Here is an 18,891-nt window from a genome sequence, read left to right as displayed (position 1 = left end):
ACCTTTAAGATCATGTGATCTAAAGCTACAAAAATCGTCTGAAATCACATAGGCCCTAAGGCTATTTCAGAAGGTGAACTTGAACCTATTGATGGACGTATTTCTGTTATGAGCACCTTTCTTAGTGGACGTTAAAGGTCTCGAACCACGAGAAATGCTTTTCCATAACCTCGTGTTTGTGTTTTTCAATATACTCCAGGTAGGCTTCGGCGGCAGGCGAGAGCACCTTATTTTTTAACCAAACCAATTGCCAGTGCGTGACTATAGGAAGGTCGGGCATAGGATAGATCTTGATCTCACCATTCTGAAGTTCGTTCTTTAGACCGATGAGCGGCATCACAGACAGTCCCAGTCCGGCGATCACCGCTTGTTTTACGGCCTCATTAGAGGTAAGGGCGATCTGTTTATGGGATTCGATATGGTGTGACTTGAGGTATTCTTCCATTGCTGCTCTTGTGGCCGATCCTTTTTCGCGAAATATAAGGGGGATATCTTCCAGGTCTTTAGAATTGTTGATCTCAAAATCGGTATTAGAGGCACCTACCAGGTAAAGCGCATTCTCCATGAGCTGTATGGCATTGACCCGTAATTTATCGGGAACCACCGATACCATGGCAAAATCGACCTCATTATTGTTCAGATCCCTGATCACCTTCTCCTTATTGGTAACATCCATGGTAAGGTCCAGTCCCATATGGTCATGCATGAATTCTGATAGGAAGTACGGCATTACGTATTTGGCGGTAGAAGCAATGGAGATCTTAAGTTCTCCGGCCAGAAAGCCCTTATAAGCCATGGTCTGGTGCTTCATTTGTTCCATTTCTTCCACAATGCGATGGGCCCTTTTTTCGACTTCCCTCCCGAAGGGCGTAATGAATAATTGACGGCCTATAACTTCGGTGAGCGGAATGTCGAACTGGTCCTGTAAGTTCCTAAGTTGAATAGATACAGCGGGTTGGGTGAGGTAGAGTTCTTCTGCCGCACGGGTAATACTTCCGAGTTCGGCTACCTTGAGAAAGATCTTTAATTGGTGTAACGTAAAGTCCATAAAAATGCCTTATGAATGCGTTGATAAATATAAATAAAATATTATCAAAAAAAGCATGCATTTTTGTGACGCTTTAAGTCATGTCTTACCCCCGGATGCAAGCGTACGGGGTGTAAGAATATATCTTTTGTTCGCTCTTTTATTGGAGCACAACATATACCTCCGGTTCCTCACTTCTTCTCATTATAATTCTTCTCAAGGGAATCGGAGGCTTTATGTTTTTATTTCGTCGTCGGTCATTTTTGATTCCAGGTTATCTCTCAGGTCATCGAGCTTATCGGCTATTTTATTTTTTCCTTTACGCAGCTTTAATCCGAGTATCACGAGGGCTATCCCACCAAGGAGAAATGCCAGTCCGAGGATCCAGATCAGGGAAGATACCCCGAGGTAGGGTTGGGCAGCGATGACCAATCCCAGTACCAGGGCGAGCACCCCGTTAAAGATCACCCAGCCTTCTCCTTCAATTTCTTTCCGGAGTTTTATACCCATCATGATCCTGTTGATCCCGATGAGAATGAACCAAAAGGCTATGAGTAATCCAATGAAGTAGAGGGTGATACCCGGGGTTACAAATAGTGCGATTCCCAGCATAAGGCCAAAGACCCCTTCGAGGAGAAACCGCCATTTATTTTCTGTTTCGTTCCATTCGCGAATAGCCGTGACTATGGTCACTACACCATCGATAGCAATAAAGGCTGCGATCCACATGACTATGGTTGCAGCGGTGGCGGTAGGTTTGGCAAAGGCAATAATGGCGAGAATGATAAGGAGAACGCCTTTAAATACGAGGACTTTCCAACTGTTGGCTAGTGCTTTTAGCATGATCTTACGTTTTAATGGTTGGTTATTATTACAATTATTTGTCGTTCTTTTCCAGAAGCAGTTATCTTATCGCATGGTACAGCCTACGGGGAAATGATTTGGTATAGTATGGTCTGATCCTTTCTGTTTAATTAAAGTCCCATCCGAAGGTGGTATAAAGCACATAGTCTTCCCTTGACCCTCCGGGAATGGGTTGAGAGTCAAAGTTGAGGGTATAACCTATTTTGATAAAGAAATCCAAAGGCAGGTCATATTTCAGATCTGCTTTAAAATCCACCCTCACACGATCGGATTCTGTAATACTGGGATAGGCGAACACGCTGGAAAACAAATGGATGTCTCCCAGGTCAAAAATATCCAGTTGAAGCCCGGCTACCCCTTCTAAACTGTTTCTCCGCGTATCTTCGACATCATCAAAAACCTCGTTGTTCCAGGCTAATCCCGACCCCCAGGCCAGGTAGACCTTATTAGAGTGGATCAAAAAGCTCCCTATGATACCCCTGGTGGTAAGCCTTCGTTTTAACTGTTGCTCGTCATTAGAAAGGTATCCTGCATTGGTTGCGGCATACCAGTTCTTCCTGAGGTGATATATACCACCGATATTCGCATCGATACGGCGGGTGTCGTTGGTATTGTTCTGTGTGCTTGTAAGCGAATTGTAAGAGGCATTCAGCCCCCAGGTATTCCCACTGTAGACTAACCTGCTTCTCATCGTAAGCTGCCTGAGGCTATTACTTTTGGTGAAGTTGGAACCGAACGATAAGGAGACCTCAAGCCGGGAAAGAAAGCTGCCTTCAATAGGTCTTAGCATTACGATATCGTTGATCGTAGTTGACAGAAATCCTTTTTCATGGTTAATGTCGAGCTTGGTAGAGTCCTTTTGACTCTTGTGAATATACCCGTTCAGGCGCTGACCTTTTTCGAGGATGATGAGGTAGTTTCTCGAACTGTTCATTTCGGCAACATCAACCCAGGTGATCTTAAAATCCTGGTCGCTGTAATCTGACGACATGGTGAGCACACCATTGGCCATAAAGATCACTTCTCCGATGATCCTGTCCTTGTTCTTCAGGATCAGGGTATCTTTTTGAGCCCGGACATGTGCTATCCCACCCAGGAACAGGATAGCGAAAAGTATGGATACCCTGAAGGATGATTTAACGCAGTATGGTAAGCAGTTGCTCAAGGAGATTTTTCGATTAGATGCTCAGGTGTGCTAATTATTGTTCGTCGATCAATTTGTCTTTATCCAGTCTTTTGATGAGTGCCTCGGTATAATCCTGCGTAAAACTTTCCAGGCTTGAAGGGTTATAGGTCTTCGATTGTCCCGACCACAGCAGTTCTTCGGTCTCGGCATTATACACATTGGTTTCCATGTAGTATATCTTGTCGGTAGTGTAATATCCGGGGTCGTAAGCTACCGGATATAAGGTGCGGTAGTACCCGTAGAAGTTACCGTAATAGCTATAGGCCATTGGGCGGTAACCGTAGGCGTAATTCGTATTTCCGGGAACGTATCTCGATTCGGTTTCCTTGTCGAGCAGGGTTACCGTAAGAATGGCATCTGCTCCGGTATCTCTTATCAGTTTCATGATGGTAGCCTTATCCGGGCGGTTCCCCTCAGAAAATGTTGCGGGAAAAACATCGTGTGCCTTAATAGCCTGAACACCTCTTTTATTGGCGTAAAATGCGAGTTCGTCTTCGATCAGGGCCTTAGCCACCATATTTCCGGTCATGGCAATGATGAATACGCTATTGTACGGGCCTTGCCCGAGGGCATCTTTATTGGTCCAGGATTCGGTCATGCTGGTGCTTGAACCGCAGGATGATGCTAAGAATAGTAGCGTCAGGAGAATGTAAATAGATCTCATAGGTATGCTTTTTAATAAAATTAATGACGTGTGATCACTTCCTTAAGTTTCAAATAGCATAAGTGTGAGGTCCAAATGGTTTGGGGTTCGTACTTTAAATGTAATTAAATTTAAACAATTGAATGTCAGTATTTTACTGTAATTCAAATAAAATAGACGAATGATACGTTTTCCTAATCGATCTTTTTAAATACCAGTTGAGGGCCGTTGGGATTAGAAAGCCATAACCTGTTATTTTCAATGCGGTAGGCGGTCGCGCTTTCCAGGTTTTTAAGGAATGCAGCCTCTTTGTTTTCGGGCTTGCAAGCCATTCTTGTGGTAGCTATATTGGTAAAGCGCAACAACCCGGGTTCCCAGAAAATACTTCCGCGCATACGATTGCAACCGGCATATCCCATCAGGGTATTTTCTGCGACATTGATCTCTATTTCGGGAACTTTTTCTGCAAACCACGATGCGTCTGCCGTTTCTTCCCCCAGTTTTTCGAGTACCCAGATGTCGTTTAACCGCTTATCGGTCTGGTATATACCACAGCCTTTTAAATTTTTGACTTCAGCATCTCCCGTGTGCTGAATGGTTACAGCGACGGAATAGGGAAATTGTTTATCGGCCATGGTATCTGCGCAATCGCCTTGCGCTATCTGCAGGTCAATGATCACCTTTTCGGTTTCTGCCCGGTACCTCTTTACATTGGCATCGGCAGCTCTGACCACCATGGGTAGGGGTGTGTGAACTTCTTCAAAGCCTTCGATCAGAGAAGTGAATACCAGCTGTTCTGCATTTAATTTGATGTTCCAAAAGGGTTCGTTGCCCGAAGCCATAAAGAAATCTCCCGGCGGATAATGATCCCTGTTCTTTTCTTGTGGGTCAGTTGCTGTGGTCATAGAGTCCTTTTGAGTTTCGGTGGCTTTGGCGTCATTTTTTATGGAGGTATTGCAGGCCAAAAATGCAAATACCATTAATGCCATCCATAGAGGTGTGCTGCGTGCGATCATCATATCTTGAAATTTAATACTGCCAAAGTAATAAGAAGAGGTAGTAGCTATGGGCTTCGGGGAGAGGGAGATAGCAAATAACCCTTTGTCCGGTTGGTTGCCATGATATGAAGGTACGATAAAATTGGTGTTTTTTAAACTGGAATTTCGGGAAAGGATATCCTTATATTGCCACCCAAAAAAGAACTTCATGAATCCGGCAGAGAAATACATACTGCAACAAAGAGAACCCTGGAAAGATCTTTTATTACAGGCTAAGGTGTTTATCGAGCGCCATGTACCGGAGGCTGAAATGCGATACAAACACGGTATACCATTCTATTACTTAAAGAACAGGCCATTTTGCTATTTACTGGCCACCCCCAAATACGCCGATCTGGGAATTGTTCGGGGCAGTTTGCTTACTAACAATACCGATCATCTTGAAACAGGGAAACGCAAGACCGTCCGTTCGCTGAGGTATAAGAAGCCGGAGGATATGGATGTGGAAGTATTGGAAAGTGTACTGCGGGAGGCAGCCGGATTATACTAAAAAAGCACCCCCGAAGGGATGCTTTTCATCTGTGTACGGTAAAGCGTTACGATCTGGCCAGTTCGATCATCATATCGAGTTCTGTTATGAGCTTATCGATACTGCCGCTCCAACCAACCGACTGGAATTTAATTTTCCCATCGGGACCAATAACGAATTTGGTAGGGATACCACTCACCCCATAATTGGTTACCACCTCGAAGGTTCTGCTTTCCGGATCGAGGTTATCGAGCAATACCGTAAAGTCATATCCGCTTTTGTCAATATAATTCCCGGCTAGTTCTTGCTGCTCTTCGACAGACTTCCCTTCCCAGGTATTGATAAAGAGAAACACCACATTCTCATCGTCCTTATAGTTTTCCTGTGCTTTTTGCATTCCCGGGAATGATGCTTTACAGGGTCCGCACCACGAAGCCCAGAAATCCAGGATCACGGTTTTTCCTTTCAGGTCGGCGAGGGCCACTTCTTCTCCTGCGAGGTTCTTTAATGAGAATCCGGAAGCGTCTTTATTGATCATCTTTTTCGATACTTCCTTCTTCAGGTTCTCCCTTGCCTTCATCTCCAGATCTGCGATGAGGTCGGCATACGAGCCTTCCTCGTTTGTTGCCTTATATGCGGTTTCCAGGTATTCCCTGATCTTAGGATTCGATACGTTGTTGGCAATATATGATGATGCCTCTTCCTGAGCCAGTTCGTATTGCTCATCCTCGATCAGGAATTGGATATAGCGTTCGTTCACATCGCCTGAAGCGTCTGTACCTGCGGCCATGGCCTGGTATTTAATGGCTTCTTTGAGGTTGCCCTGCTTGTAAAGGATCACGGCATAGGTGTCCCGGTACATATCCAAAGAACTCTCCAGCGACATGGCCATCATTTTTTCTGTAGCCCGGGCAGGATCCCACTCCGGAGCTGCTATGGCTTCTTCAATGGCCGTTAAGGAAGCCTTAGAGATCTTTGCAGCCTCATCAAGGTCTTTTCCTTCAGAAGCGAGACTCCAGGCAACAGAATTCATTGCTCTGGCTCTGGACTGCACATCTTCAATGTCGGCCAGGGTGGTCATGAACTTTTCGTATTCACCGGCTCTTCCGTAGGCCTGTGCCAGGGACGACATCATGTATTGGGCGGCGCGGTGATCAGGATGTGCTGCTAAATACTCCTTAGCAGCCTTTTCTTTTTCCTCAAGGGCTTTCATCCCCTGGATCTTATTGAATTTTTCAACGACTGCCGGGTCACTGTTCGGGAATTGCTCTTTAAGGAGGGTGGTTATAGAGTCGGACTTAGCTCCTTTTTTCATGGTCATGTAAATTCGCGATAGGGTTTCGTAATCCTCCTGAGCGAGGTCTCCGGAGGCCAATATCCCGGCTGCTTTCTTTTCCAGCAGGGCGATTCCTTCTTCGCTGTTTGCTTTCATGAGTAGGGCTGCGTAGTCCATATAATGGTCGCTTTCCATTTCCGGATGGGCTTCCATTTCTTTGCGATACATGCTTAGAATGCTATCGGCTTCGGTCTTGTGTCCGAAAAAATCCTTCCCCATACCCTTGAGGTAATTTGCCGTTCCGATTAGAGCACCGGGTAAGGGATTCCCTTCTGCATCGACCACCGATAAGGTAATAGCCTCATCATTAAAGGTTTCAAATCCGTTCATCATGTTAAAGGCCATGCTCACCACGCTGTCGGGAACTACTAATTTGGCTTCGATACCGCTATCGGTTTGATCAAAGGAAATATCTTTCATATATGACTTTTCCCCTGTGCTGAAGCTCATGATAATATTATCGATCTCTTCTGTGGTGCTGTATGCGAGGGTTAATGAGTCGCCTTGTTGTGGTTGGGCGTTTGAAATATAGGCGTCACCAATGGTCATGGGCATTACTTCCTTTTGCTCTTGCTGACATGCTACGATACTTAGTCCTAACAAGGCAAAAGAAAGATGGTGTAGTGTTTTCATGAAAAAATGTTTTGGTTATACGGTTATAATGACGACAAATTAGGAAAAAAGTTACAACTCTTTGGTATTCTGGACTCCGGATAGGATACAGCCATAAAAAAAGCCGGGAATTTCCCGGCTTTGAATTGTTATTAAATGAACCGCACTATTTCAGTGCATTCACTGTTTTTCTGATGGCCACCAGGTTAGTGAGCAGCTTTTCGAGGTGATCGAGGTGAAGCATATTGGCACCGTCACTCTTGGCATTTGCCGGGTCAAAGTGCGTCTCCATAAAGAGTCCGTCAACCCCGGTTACCACACCTGCTCTTGCAATGGTCTCGATCATATCCGGACGCCCACCTGTAACTCCGCTGGTCTGGTTAGGTTGCTGGAGGGAGTGGGTCACGTCGAGTACAACTGGAGCGTACTCCTTCATGGTCGGGATCCCACGAAAATCAACGATCATGTCCTGGTATCCGAACATGGTTCCGCGATCGGTGATCACTGCCTGTTCGTTTCCGCTGTCGTGAACTTTTTTCACGGCGTGCTTCATGCTTTCCGGGCTCATGAACTGTCCTTTCTTCAGGTTCACGGTTTTCCCTGTATTCGCTGCAGCGACCACAAGGTCGGTTTGTCGCACCAAAAAGGCAGGGATCTGCAGAATGTCTACATATTCGGCGGCCAAAGCGGCATCCGAAACCTCGTGAATATCGGTGATGGTAGGTACTTCGAAAGTCTCAGAAACCTTTCTCAGGATCTTGAGCGCTTTCTCATCTCCGATCCCGGTAAAAGAATCAATACGGCTTCTGTTGGCCTTTTTAAAACTCCCTTTAAAGACATAGGGAATTTCCAGTTTATTGGTGATCTCAACTACTTTTTCGGCAATTCTAAGGGCCATGTCTTCGCCTTCGATAGCGCAAGGACCGGCCAGTAAAAAGAAATTGTCACTGTTGAGGTGTTTTATCTGAGGAATATTTTCCAGTTTCATGGTTTCGATAAATTTAGGCGCAAAGATACTATTTTAAACGCTATGTATACATACCTCTTACCCCCGGATGAAGAATTTGATGTGGGTAGGGGTATAGCCTTAGTTGCGGTGTAATCTTCTTATATACAGTATGGTAGTGTTTGAGTGTCTGGTGAAATTATTTTTAGGAATAACGTTATTCAACTAAAAGAATAGCGTACCTTTGCGCCTTTAAAATAAATTGCCAGAATGACATCCATTAAAAATATTGCGATCATCGCGCACGTTGACCACGGTAAAACTACCCTGGTTGACAAGATCCTGCACCATTGTGAATTGTTCAGGGATAACCAGGAAACGGGAGAACTGATCCTTGACAATAACGACCTGGAGAGGGAGCGTGGTATCACCATCCTTTCTAAGAACGTTTCGGTGAACTATAAGGGGACCAAGATCAATATCATTGATACTCCCGGTCACGCCGATTTCGGAGGAGAGGTAGAAAGGGTACTGAACATGGCCGATGGGGTATTGCTCCTGGTTGACGCCTTTGAAGGGCCTATGCCACAAACGCGTTTTGTACTGCAAAAGGCCATCGAGATGAAGCTCAAGCCTATCGTGGTCGTGAATAAGGTAGATAAGGAAAACTGTACCCCCGACGAGGTACACGAGTCTGTTTTTGACCTGATGTTCGAACTCGGTGCAGAAGAGTGGCAGCTCGATTTCCCTACCGTTTACGGTTCTGCCAAGAACAACTGGATGTCTGACGACTGGAACAAGCAAACCGAGAATATCGAGCCACTATTGGATATGGTGGTAGAACATATCCCTTCTCCTAAAGTGGAAGAGGGGAGTACACAAATGCTTATTACCTCTTTAGATTATTCATCGTTTACCGGTCGTATCGCGATCGGAAGACTGCAAAGAGGTGTACTGAGATCTAATATGAACGTTTCTTTGGTGAAAAGAGACGGTTCTATCGCGAAAGCGAAGATCAAGGAGCTTCATGAGTTTGACGGACTCGGACGTAAGAAGGTAGAAGAAGTGCAGGCCGGAGATATCTGTGCCATTGCCGGATTGGACGGATTCGATATCGGGGATACCATTGCCGATTTCGAGAATCCTGAAGCCTTGCCAACCATCGCGATCGATGAGCCTACCATGAGTATGCTCTTTACGATCAACGATTCGCCTTTCTTTGGTAAAGACGGTAAATTCGTTACCTCAAGACATATTAAGGAGCGCCTGGAGCGCGAGCTTGAAAAGAACCTGGCGCTGAGGGTACACCCTACAGACAGTGCCGATAAATTCATGGTATTTGGTAGAGGGGTACTTCACCTTTCGGTATTGATCGAAACCATGAGAAGAGAAGGGTATGAGCTGCAGATCGGGCAGCCCCAGGTGATCATCAAAGAGATCGACGGGGTAAAATGTGAGCCTGTTGAAGAGTTGACCATCGACCTTCCGGAAGATGTTTCCGGACGTGCTGTAGAAATGGTAACCCAGCGTAAAGGTGAAATGCTGAGCATGGAGCCTAAAGGAGAGCGTATGGTGATCCGTTTTAATATTCCTTCCCGAGGAATTATCGGACTCCGTAACCAACTCCTCACCGCTACTGCAGGTGAAGCGATCATGAACCACCGCTTCCTGGAATACCAACCATACAAAGGAGAAATTCCGGGACGTATCAATGGTTCGCTGATCTCTATGGAAAAAGGAACTTCAATTCCTTACTCTATGGATAAACTTCAGGAAAGAGGACGTTTCTTTATTCACCCGGGAGAGGATATCTATACCGGACAGGTGATCGGAGAGAACTCCAGAGGAGATGATATGACGGTGAACGTTACCAAGACCAAGAAACTCACCAACATCCGTTCGGCCGGTGCCGACGATAAGGTGAAGCTCGCTCCGCCGATCAAGTTCTCGCTTGAAGAAGCCCTCGAGTACATCCAGAAAGATGAGTATGTGGAGGTAACTCCAAACCATATGCGTCTTAGAAAGATCTACCTCGACGAGAACGAACGTAAGCGTATGCAAAAGCAGATAGGATAAAAAAAAAGAGCCCATTCGGGCTCTTTTTTTTGTTATGAGGTGATAAGGTTATGAGGTGATATGGTTATGCCCTCCTTCGCTAAAGCTTCTGAGGGTAAGACAGTGATGCGGTTATGCAGTGATGCAGTGACACGGTGATTCAGTTAGGCAATCTAATAAAAGTTGGGATTTCTCCCCTCCTTTTAAAGGAGGGGTGTCCGTGCATGGCACTGACGGGGTGGTTTCCGATTCTCGATTCTCCATTCCCTACTCCCTACTCCCTACTCCCTACTAACTACTTCCCACTAACTTCTTCTCAAAACACCTGCTGTTCTCCATACCTTGATATTGACCGTAGCAGGGCATATAACGGTAACCGGATCGTTCATAGAGGGCGATGGCTGCCTTTTGACGCGTGCCGGTTTCTAAGATGCATCGGGAGAATCCGAGTTCTGCTGCCCATTGTTCCAAAGCGTGCAGCACCTTGCCGGCCAGTCGTTTCCCGCGGCAGGCCTCTGTGGTGAACATTCTTTTGATCTCTGCACTGTCACGGTCGTAGGGTTTTATCGCCCCGCAGGCGGCAGGTATGCCGTCCACATAGAGCAGAATAACACAGTCTATATGGTCCAGCTTATTGAACTGGTCGTAAAAGTCGTGTTCGTCGCCATCGGTAATGGCCAGATAGGCATCAAGGGCCCTTACCAGCATAAGAAAATCCTTGTGGTGGGTATTCGTCCTTATGATCTCGATGGTCTCCTTCATCGCCTAAAGCTCGTTTGTAATTCTTAGCGTTCGCAGTGTTCCCGATCTATACCGATCGCAGGTAACCCCCGTCAAGCGGAATGGAAGTGCCTGTAAGGTAGGCAGCCTTATCTGAAGCGAGAAAGCTTACCAGGTATCCGTACTCTGCTGTTGTTCCTATGCGTTTTAAGGCGTTCTGCTCTGCCATTTCCTGCTCTAATTGGGCCAAGCTCTTACCGGTACGCTCTGCCTTTTTCCGATTCACCGCTTCCAGGCGTTCGGTATCGAAGTACCCCGTAAGAATGTTGTTCACCGTGATGCCGTAGGGGCCCAATTCCTGTGCAAGGGATTTGGACCAGGTAATGATCGCAGCGCGTATGGTATTGGAAAGCACGAGTTCTGGCTTCGGTTCTTTTACGGTTACCGAGGTAACGTTGATGATGCGACCGAACTTGTTGGCCTTCATATGTTCTGTAGCGATCGTTGTCGTGTAGTTAATGGTGCGAAACAACAGGTCGAAGGCCTTGTCATAGGCACTGTCTTCCAACTCGCTTACATAACCGGGTGGCGGTCCAGGAGTGTTGTTCACGAGGATGTCTGCCGGGTGTTCTCTCAAAAAATTGCGAATACACTCTTTAAAACGGTCCAGTTCTACCATATCGGTCACGATATACCGATGTACCTGTCCGCGGGAACTATCCAATTCCTGCGTAAGTTGTTCCAGTTTGCCTTTACTGCGTCCCATCAGGGTAACAGAGGCTCCGCTGCCAGCGAGTACTCTGGCTATGCCTTCACCTATGCCTTTACTGCTACCCCCTACGAGGGCGTGTTTTCCTTGTAGTGAGATCTCCATGACTTATTGGTATTCTTCTCTTGGCGGACAAAATATATCGGTGATCTTACACGGGGTAAGGGCCTTGCCTCCGTGTTTGATGTGGGGTTCCAGGTAGACTACGGTTCCGGGACCATAGACTCTTTTTTTGCCGTCTACGGTGAGTTCGAACTCACCTTCGGTAACCTGCATGATCTGTTCGTGGTAATGGCTGTGTTCAGGGATCTCGGCTCCCGCTTCAACCTCCCAATAGGCAATGGTCGATTTGGGGGTGTGGATCATCTTTCCGTGGAATCCCGGAATGATCTCTTTAGCGGGGATGTCTTTAAGTTCGAGGTCCATAAAGTTATAAGGTTATGCGGTTATATGGTTAAACGGTTATTCAGTTATGCCCTCCCTTTCACCAGCTCTTCACCGGCCATGGCCGCACCTATGATCCCGGCTTCATTCAGGGTTCTGGCAGCGATCACCGGAACAGGTACGCTTATCTGGGGTTCTATTTTGGAGAGGTGTTTGGCACCTCCACCACCCATGATAAAGAGGTCTGGTGAAAAGATCAAGTGGTAGTAATTAAGTACTTTATTCACTCTTTTTCCCCACTTGCCAAACGGAAGGTCGTGGTGCTTACGAACCGAATTAGCTGCATAGTGTTCTATTTTCTGATAGTCATTATAGTGCATTTGCCCCAACTCGCAATTCGGAATGAGCTTCCCGTTAAAGAATACTCCGGAGCCTATCCCGGTACCCAGGGTAACCACAATAACAAGTCCGCTTTTATTCTTACCGGCTCCAATACGCATCTCGGCCAGGGCAGCAGCATCGGCATCATTGATCACCCTGAAAGGCAGACCGATGGATTCGCTAAAATAGGTTTCGGCATTTACACCAACCCATTGTTTGTGCAGATTACTTTCGGTCAGGCAGATCCCATTCTTGATAGAAGTGGGAAATCCGACCCCAACGGGGCCTTCCCAGTTATGGTGTTTTACGATCTCTTCTATTACATGGGTCACTGCAGCCGGGGTTGCAGGATGCGGAGTGGGAATACGAAAACGCTCGGTAAGCATTTTTCCCGTGGCAATATCAACTATGGCACCCTTTATTCCGGATCCTCCCACATCAATGCCAAGAATTTGCATAGGATTGTTGTTTTTTCGTGGTCAATAGGTTAAAAATAAGGCTTTTAAAGGTAAATGAGGGCTTTTCTTTTGCCGACCGCGTTAGTACAGCTGTGATCACACGGTTTTTTGCACGACCTCAAAGACCTTACTACCATCACATTTCAGGGTTTTCGAGGGGAATTTTAACAACAGGGCATAGTCGTGGGTAGCCATCAGAATGGTACGACCGCTGTCGTTGATCTCCTTAAGGACCTTCATGACCTCTACGCTGGTTTGCGGATCGAGATTCCCCGTAGGCTCATCGGCAAGAATAAGTTCCGGGTCGTTGAGTAAAGCCCTGGCAATGGCCACACGTTGTTGCTCTCCTCCTGATAACTGATGCGGAAACTTAAAGCCTTTGGTAGCCATGCCAACCTTTTTGAGTACCTCCTCGATCTTTTGATCTATAAGTTCTTTATTGGTCCATCCCGTAGCCTTGAGCACGAACATCAGGTTGTTGTGAATGGTGCGGTCGGGGAGGAGTTTGAAGTCCTGGAATACGATCCCCAGTTTTCTTCTTAAAAAGGGAATGTCCTTTTCTTTAAGAGCGCGAAGGTCAAAGTCTACGATCTCTCCCGACCCCTGTGTAAGGGGCAGGTCACCGTAGAGGGTTTTCATAAAACTACTTTTACCGCTACCGGTCTTTCCGATCAGGTAAACAAATTCACCCCTGTTTATAGAAAGATTGATCTCACTTAATACCAGGTTGTCCTTTTGATAGATGGCTACATCACGTAACTCCAGAATGACTTCGCTCATATAGGTTTGATTTGTTACCGGTAAATATAAGGACTATCTCGTGGTTTCCTACCTACAATTTTTACCGGCGGCTTGTCGTATTTACTGAAATTGAAGCCCGTCGCCGGGATAATTTCTCAACTGCGACATGGTCAAAAAGCTGTTGTGCAGTTGTTTGCAGGGATGATCATTGTCATTAGAAGTGCCCCCGACAGCGAGGGAGTGGATGCATATTTTTTTAAAAAATTGACTTCTGAACCTCCGGCTCATAACAATGAGCGTAAGTATTTTCTTTTGATGCTGAGCATGTTGGAGTTGTTTTGAGTGGTATTCGTGTAAAATTTAAAAAGCCACCTCCCACATATAATTAACGGGATTTTGTCGCGTTATTAGTATGTTTGTTATTCGTTTCAGATCATTCAACTTAAAACCTTCTTATGCGAGCACTTCGTTACGTTTTGGTCTCCCTGTCGTTCTTCCTTGTTTCCCCCCTTTTTTCGCAGCAATCGCGTATCTATACCTATGATGGAAGGGAGTATCAGGAAGCGGTAGAACTCTATAACAACCGCCAATACCAGGCCGCTCAGAATCTTTTTATCAAGGTCATGGATCATACCGATGACCCCGAGATGGAGGCCAATGCGGCCTATTACCGTGCCAGTGCAGGAATTCGATTGAACCAGCTGGGAGCCGATAAGCTCATGGAAGATTTCGTAGATCAATATCCTACTTCGGTTAAGCGCAATTCGGCATTTATGGATGTGGCCGACTATTATTTTGATCAGGGAAAATATCCCCTGGCGCTGCGCTGGTATAACAGGGCCGAAGGGCAGGGGATCAACCGCAGTGATCGGGAGGAGTACAATTTTAAAAAGGGCTATTGCCTGTTCGTTACCCGCAAATATGCCGACGCTCGTAAATACCTCGAAAGGGTATCGGCCTCTCCTAAATTCGGTTCCCAGGCCAAATATTATATCGGTTACATGGCCTACCAGAGTGACGATTACAATCAGGCCAATCAGTATTTTGACCAGGTTGCTGCCAATCCGGAGCTCAATGCTAACCTTTCTTACTACAAGGCCGACATGAATTTTAAACTGGGTAATTTCGACAAGGCTATTGCCTTGGCCAAGGAGCAACTGCCTACGGCCGATCGAAAAGAGATCTCCCAGTTGAACAAGATCATCGGAGAAAGTTATTTCAATAAGGGGCTATACGAATCGGCCCTGCCATACCTGAAAGCGTATAAGGGAAGTCGCGGTCAATGGAGTCTTACCGATTATTATCAGTTGGGATACGTCTATTATAAGCAGGGGCGTTATGAAGAGGCCATTGCCGAGTTCAATAAGATCGTGAACGGCGCCAATGGAGTGGCCCAGAATGGGTATTACCATTTGGGTGAATGTTACCTGCGCACCGGAAGAAAGCAGGAGGCCCTTAATGCCTTTCGAAATGCGGCTCAAATGGACTTTTCTCCCGCTATTACGAAAGATGCGTGGCTTAACTACTCCCGCCTGAGTTATGATATCGGGAATCCGTATGAAAGTGTTCCCGGGGTACTCACTGCCTATCTCGAGCAGTTTCCCGACAGCGAACACCGCGAAGAGGTGCGTACCTTACTCGTTGACTCCTACATTACTTCCAGGAATTATGTGGCGGCCATGGAGCTCCTTCAAAAGAACCGTGCTTACGGCAGTAAGGAGGTTTATCAAAAGGTAGCCTTTTACTACGGTCTGGAATTGTTTACACAAGAAGAATACACAAAGGCTGCTTCCTACCTGGAAGAAGCTATAGATGGCAGCCTCGATCAGGGCATTACAGCCCGAGCCACCTTCTGGAAGGCCGAATGCGACTACCTGGAACAAAACTACCCCGGGGCGGTCATCGGATTTAAACAGTTTAAAATGCTGCCAGGTGCCAGAAATACGCCCGAGTATGCTGAAGTAGACTACCACCTGGGGTATGCCTATTTCAATCAAAAAGATTATCCCAATGCGGCAGCGAATTTTAAAACTTTTGCAGATCAGGCAGGCAATGCTAAGGAGTTGCAAAAGGATGCCTGGCTCAGGCTGGGAGATTCCCGTTTCGTGAATCGCGATTACTGGCCCGCCATGGAAGCCTATAATAAGGTGATCGCAGCCGGAGGGAAGGGTGCCGATTACGCGGCCTACCAAAAGGCAGTGTCTTACGGATTCGTAGACCGAACAGAAAATAAGATCAGTTCGTTAACCGAATTCGTGACGCGTTATCCGAACTCTACGCTCAAGGATGATGCCTTATACGAATTGGGGAATACCTATATAAATAATAACAGTGAGACCAGTGGGGTAGAAGCCTACCGCCGCATGGTGCGCGAATATCCCATGAGCTCCCTTGTACCTAAGGCTATTTTGAAAGAAGGGCTGGTGTATTACAATAAGGGTGACAACCAAAAGGCGCTCGAGCGATTCAAAACGGTGGTGAACAACCATGGCGGTTCTGAAGAAGCCATGCAGGCAGTGGCTACGGCCAAGCTTATCTATGTGGATGAAGGCCGTGTTAACGAGTATGCCCAATGGGTAAAAGGGATCGATTTTGTAGAGGTGACCAACGAGGAACTGGACCGTGCGTCTTTTGAATCGGCAGAACGTCACTATATCGAAAAGAACGGCTCTCGTGCGATCAGATCGCTGAGAGCGTACCTGGATCAGTTCCCTAAAGGGATCTACCACATTAAAGCACACTATTACCTCGCAGAAATGCTATATGCAGAAAACGACCATGAAGGTGCTCTTGGACATTATGAGTTTGTTGCCAATGCCGGTGGAGCTGTGTATAACGAGCAGTCGCTCTCACGGGTGGCCGATATCTATTTGGAGCAAAGAGCCTTTGAGCAAGCCATACCGTTTTTGGAACGCTTAGAGACCGAGGCGAATTACGAGCAGAACATATTATTTGCCGGTTCCAACCTCATGAAGGCGTTCTACGAGCTAAAGCAGTACGACAAAGCCCTGGCCTATGCCGGAAAGATGCTCGATGCCCCGGGAATAGACGATCGTATCAAGGGCGATGCCTGGGTGGTTATTGCCAGATCGGCCATGGAAACGGGTGATGAAACCCGGGCCAAAGAGGCCTATGAACAGGTAGGTAAGGTGGCTACCGGAGCCCTTGCTGCCGAAGCCTTGTATTTTAATGCCTACTTCCTAAACAAAGAGGGCGACTACGAGGGGTCGAATAGCGCTGCTCAGAAACTGGCAAAAGATTACGCTGCTTACCGAGAAACAGGGGCAAAAGGCCTGGTGCTTATGGCCAGGAACTTTTACGCCCTCGATGATGCCTTCCAGGCGACCTATATTCTCGAGAATGTGATCAAGAACTTTGAGCAATACCCCGATGTAGTGGCCGATGCCAAACTTGAGCTGGAAAAGATCAATGCCCAGGAAACGATTAAGAATCAAACCCCGGAAGCCCCGGATCAGAAATAAGCCGTCTCGTCATGAAGAACAACCAAAACAACACATACAGGATGCGCCAGAATAAAATACTAACCGTGTTATTCGTATTGCCCTGCCTGGTATCGGGATTGTACGCCCAGGAAAAAGAGGGTATGGGAACAGAGGTGGTGAACGTGGTCAAGGCTTTTGACCCTACCGTGAATACCGCGGTAAAGATCGGTGCCATGCCGGTGATGGAAGATGCCCTGAATACCACTAAAAAGGAAATAGACTACACCATCTTCTCGGTGCCTGTAGCTTCTACCTTTACCCCTGCCAAGGGAAAGGCCAGCGGATTAAAAAAAGCGCCCAGAGAAGTGTTGTACAACTCTTCCGTTTCTCTGGCGCTGGGTAATTATACGGCTGCAGACCTCGATGCCTATACGAGCCTGACCCTGGGGCGTGATCAGGCCTTTGACCTGGCGATCATTCACAACTCGTCTCAGGGCGGACTCGATGCCGTGAATCTGGACGACCGTTACTTTGATACGCGCCTCGACGCTGTCTATCGCATGAAAGACAATTATATGAATTGGGGGGTGAACGGAGGCTTTCGACACCAGATCTACAATTGGTACGGACTCCCCGATATTTTTACAGCACCGGAGATCGATGCCATTGCCGAGCGTCAGTCGTATTTAACGGCCGAGGTGGGCGGAGAGATCGGTTTTGAACGCTCTTTCTTTGAAAAAGGAACCGTATTGTTCAGAAGGTTTTGGGATCGCTTTGATTCCGGAGAGAACAGGTTTCGGGTCAATGGTGATATGATGTTGCCTATAGCTACTGAAGAGATCACCCTGGAAGTGAGCGCAGATTATATTAACGGAAGTTTCGACCGCAATTTCGCCAATACCGATGATCTGGCATACAGCAATCTTATCACTACGCTGAGCCCGGTACTTCAGATCCTTAAAGATGACCTTACACTGAACTTAGGAGCTACCTTTACCTATGCTATGGATATTGAGAATTCTGATCATGACTTTTTTCTCTATCCTAAGATCACTGCCTCGTATCGTTTGATAGAGGAGTATATTATTCCTTACGGGGGAATCGAGGGTGGACTGAACCAAACCAACTATCACGATCTTGTAGAGGAGAACCCTTTTCTTTCACCTACCCAGGAGATCAGACCTACCGATATGCAGTATAACGCCTATGTCGGGGTAAAGGGACGTTTATTGCCTAATCTGGGCTATAACCTGAAGGGGTCGTATAATGCCGCCAATAACAAACCGTTATTCCGTAGTAATCCGGAACAGGCACAGCCCCTGGCTGAAGGTTACGAATACGGCAATTCTTTTGGACTGGTGTATGATGATGTGCGCACCCTGGCGGTGTCTGCCGAACTTAATTTCGAGGTGAATAACGACCTCGATATGGGGCTGCAGGCCGAAGTATTGGATTACAATACCCAGAATGAGGCCGAGGCCTGGAATCTGCCGTCTCTGAATGCTTCTTTCAGGATGCAGTACAAGCCGGGTGAAAAGTGGCTGGCCGGCGCAAACATCTTCTTTGTAGGAGCGCGAAAGGACCTCATCGATAACCGTACGTTACTGGATCCGGAGGTGGTTACCGTAGATAGTTATTTTGATATCAATGCCAGCTTGTCTTATCGGGTTTCCGAACCGTTATCGGCATTTGTAAGGCTTCAGAATATCAGCAATAATGCCTATGCCCGTTGGGTGAACTTCCCGGTGCAAGGGTTTCAGGTACTGGCAGGCGCCTCTTACCAGTTCGACCTTTAGAAC

General features: G+C 46.8%; 16 protein-coding genes. 4 read left to right on the top strand and 12 right to left on the bottom strand.

Going from position 1 to position 18,891, the window contains the following annotated elements:
* Positions 1 to 121: 121 nt before the first annotated feature.
* The 5 genes from IS446_RS05835 to IS446_RS05815 form a co-directional block, all read right to left on the bottom strand.
* The gene (locus tag IS446_RS05835) at positions 122 to 1,048 is read right to left on the bottom strand and encodes a LysR family transcriptional regulator (RefSeq protein WP_203059074.1); all 927 of its coding nucleotides are present in this window, start codon (positions 1,046 to 1,048) and stop codon (positions 122 to 124) included.
* Between the two features lie 213 nt (positions 1,049 to 1,261).
* Positions 1,262 to 1,870, bottom strand: a complete 609-nt coding sequence (locus IS446_RS05830) for an HdeD family acid-resistance protein (RefSeq protein ID WP_203059073.1) — start codon at positions 1,868 to 1,870, stop codon at positions 1,262 to 1,264.
* Between the two features lie 127 nt (positions 1,871 to 1,997).
* Entirely contained in the window at positions 1,998 to 3,056 is a 1,059-nt protein-coding gene (locus IS446_RS05825; protein WP_235996419.1) for a DUF481 domain-containing protein, read from the bottom strand.
* A gap of 34 nt (positions 3,057 to 3,090) precedes the next feature.
* Positions 3,091 to 3,741 carry a hypothetical protein gene (locus IS446_RS05820; RefSeq protein WP_203059072.1) on the bottom strand — a complete coding sequence of 217 codons (651 nt, stop codon included), beginning with the start codon at positions 3,739 to 3,741 and terminating at the stop codon, positions 3,091 to 3,093.
* Between the two features lie 173 nt (positions 3,742 to 3,914).
* The gene (locus IS446_RS05815) at positions 3,915 to 4,739 is read right to left on the bottom strand and encodes an META domain-containing protein (RefSeq protein ID WP_203059071.1); all 825 of its coding nucleotides are present in this window, start codon (positions 4,737 to 4,739) and stop codon (positions 3,915 to 3,917) included.
* Positions 4,740 to 4,926: 187 nt separating this feature from the next.
* Here IS446_RS05815 and IS446_RS05810 point away from each other — a divergent pair, with 187 nt between their 5' ends.
* Positions 4,927 to 5,268 (top strand): DUF1801 domain-containing protein, encoded by a 342-nt coding sequence (locus tag IS446_RS05810; protein WP_203059070.1) that lies wholly within the window; start codon positions 4,927 to 4,929, stop codon positions 5,266 to 5,268.
* A 46-nt stretch (positions 5,269 to 5,314) separates the two neighbouring features.
* Here IS446_RS05810 and IS446_RS05805 read toward each other — a convergent pair whose 3' ends face one another.
* Together IS446_RS05805 and kdsA are read right to left on the bottom strand one after the other, a co-directional pair.
* Positions 5,315 to 7,216: a redoxin domain-containing protein gene (locus IS446_RS05805; protein WP_203059069.1), complete on the bottom strand. Its 1,902-nt coding sequence runs from the start codon at positions 7,214 to 7,216 to the stop codon at positions 5,315 to 5,317.
* Positions 7,217 to 7,361: 145 nt separating this feature from the next.
* The gene (kdsA, locus tag IS446_RS05800) at positions 7,362 to 8,183 is read right to left on the bottom strand and encodes a 3-deoxy-8-phosphooctulonate synthase (protein ID WP_203059068.1); all 822 of its coding nucleotides are present in this window, start codon (positions 8,181 to 8,183) and stop codon (positions 7,362 to 7,364) included.
* Positions 8,184 to 8,411: 228 nt separating this feature from the next.
* Here kdsA and typA point away from each other — a divergent pair, with 228 nt between their 5' ends.
* Entirely contained in the window at positions 8,412 to 10,217 is a 1,806-nt protein-coding gene (gene typA, locus IS446_RS05795; RefSeq protein ID WP_203059067.1) for a translational GTPase TypA, read from the top strand.
* Between the two features lie 270 nt (positions 10,218 to 10,487).
* Here typA and IS446_RS05790 read toward each other — a convergent pair whose 3' ends face one another.
* The 5 genes from IS446_RS05790 to IS446_RS05770 form a co-directional block, all read right to left on the bottom strand.
* On the bottom strand, positions 10,488 to 10,958 hold the full coding sequence (locus tag IS446_RS05790) for a GNAT family N-acetyltransferase (RefSeq protein ID WP_203059066.1): 471 nt from the start codon (positions 10,956 to 10,958) through the stop codon (positions 10,488 to 10,490).
* Positions 10,959 to 11,004: 46 nt separating this feature from the next.
* Positions 11,005 to 11,790 carry an SDR family oxidoreductase gene (locus tag IS446_RS05785; RefSeq protein WP_203059065.1) on the bottom strand — a complete coding sequence of 262 codons (786 nt, stop codon included), beginning with the start codon at positions 11,788 to 11,790 and terminating at the stop codon, positions 11,005 to 11,007.
* Between the two features lie 3 nt (positions 11,791 to 11,793).
* On the bottom strand, positions 11,794 to 12,111 hold the full coding sequence (locus tag IS446_RS05780; RefSeq protein WP_203059064.1) for a cupin domain-containing protein: 318 nt from the start codon (positions 12,109 to 12,111) through the stop codon (positions 11,794 to 11,796).
* Positions 12,112 to 12,155: 44 nt separating this feature from the next.
* A complete protein-coding gene (gene ppgK / locus IS446_RS05775) occupies positions 12,156 to 12,908 on the bottom strand; it encodes a polyphosphate--glucose phosphotransferase (RefSeq protein ID WP_203059063.1) in 753 nt (250 codons plus the stop codon).
* A 96-nt stretch (positions 12,909 to 13,004) separates the two neighbouring features.
* Positions 13,005 to 13,688, bottom strand: a complete 684-nt coding sequence (locus tag IS446_RS05770) for a cell division ATP-binding protein FtsE (protein ID WP_203059062.1) — start codon at positions 13,686 to 13,688, stop codon at positions 13,005 to 13,007.
* A gap of 416 nt (positions 13,689 to 14,104) precedes the next feature.
* On the opposite strand from IS446_RS05770, the gene IS446_RS05765 reads away from it, so the two are divergent.
* Together IS446_RS05765 and IS446_RS05760 are read left to right on the top strand one after the other, a co-directional pair.
* Positions 14,105 to 17,131 carry a tetratricopeptide repeat protein gene (locus IS446_RS05765; protein ID WP_203059061.1) on the top strand — a complete coding sequence of 1,009 codons (3,027 nt, stop codon included), beginning with the start codon at positions 14,105 to 14,107 and terminating at the stop codon, positions 17,129 to 17,131.
* Positions 17,132 to 17,142: 11 nt separating this feature from the next.
* On the top strand, positions 17,143 to 18,888 hold the full coding sequence (locus IS446_RS05760; RefSeq protein ID WP_203059060.1) for a TonB-dependent receptor: 1,746 nt from the start codon (positions 17,143 to 17,145) through the stop codon (positions 18,886 to 18,888).
* The last annotated feature ends 3 nt before the right edge of the window (positions 18,889 to 18,891 follow it).

Source organism: Robertkochia sediminum, assembly GCF_016786255.1.
Taxonomy (GTDB): Bacteria; Bacteroidota; Bacteroidia; order Flavobacteriales; family Flavobacteriaceae; genus Robertkochia; species Robertkochia sediminum.
This window is presented reverse-complemented; position numbering and strand designations above follow the sequence as displayed.

Excerpts from the sequence above, each read along its gene's own strand:
- IS446_RS05835 (WP_203059074.1), bottom strand. The coding sequence starts at position 1,048 with ATGGACTTTACGTTACACCAATTAAAGATCTTTCTCAAGGTAGCCGAA.
- IS446_RS05830 (WP_203059073.1), bottom strand. The coding sequence starts at position 1,870 with ATGCTAAAAGCACTAGCCAACAGTTGGAAAGTCCTCGTATTTAAAGGC.
- IS446_RS05820 (WP_203059072.1), bottom strand. The coding sequence starts at position 3,741 with ATGAGATCTATTTACATTCTCCTGACGCTACTATTCTTAGCATCATCC.
- IS446_RS05815 (WP_203059071.1), bottom strand. The coding sequence starts at position 4,739 with ATGATGATCGCACGCAGCACACCTCTATGGATGGCATTAATGGTATTT.
- IS446_RS05810 (WP_203059070.1), top strand. The coding sequence starts at position 4,927 with ATGAATCCGGCAGAGAAATACATACTGCAACAAAGAGAACCCTGGAAA.
- IS446_RS05805 (WP_203059069.1), bottom strand. The coding sequence starts at position 7,216 with ATGAAAACACTACACCATCTTTCTTTTGCCTTGTTAGGACTAAGTATC.
- kdsA (WP_203059068.1), bottom strand. The coding sequence starts at position 8,183 with ATGAAACTGGAAAATATTCCTCAGATAAAACACCTCAACAGTGACAAT.
- typA (WP_203059067.1), top strand. The coding sequence starts at position 8,412 with ATGACATCCATTAAAAATATTGCGATCATCGCGCACGTTGACCACGGT.
- IS446_RS05790 (WP_203059066.1), bottom strand. The coding sequence starts at position 10,958 with ATGAAGGAGACCATCGAGATCATAAGGACGAATACCCACCACAAGGAT.
- IS446_RS05785 (WP_203059065.1), bottom strand. The coding sequence starts at position 11,790 with ATGGAGATCTCACTACAAGGAAAACACGCCCTCGTAGGGGGTAGCAGT.
- IS446_RS05780 (WP_203059064.1), bottom strand. The coding sequence starts at position 12,111 with ATGGACCTCGAACTTAAAGACATCCCCGCTAAAGAGATCATTCCGGGA.
- ppgK (WP_203059063.1), bottom strand. The coding sequence starts at position 12,908 with ATGCAAATTCTTGGCATTGATGTGGGAGGATCCGGAATAAAGGGTGCC.
- IS446_RS05770 (WP_203059062.1), bottom strand. The coding sequence starts at position 13,688 with ATGAGCGAAGTCATTCTGGAGTTACGTGATGTAGCCATCTATCAAAAG.
- IS446_RS05765 (WP_203059061.1), top strand. The coding sequence starts at position 14,105 with ATGCGAGCACTTCGTTACGTTTTGGTCTCCCTGTCGTTCTTCCTTGTT.
- IS446_RS05760 (WP_203059060.1), top strand. The coding sequence starts at position 17,143 with ATGAAGAACAACCAAAACAACACATACAGGATGCGCCAGAATAAAATA.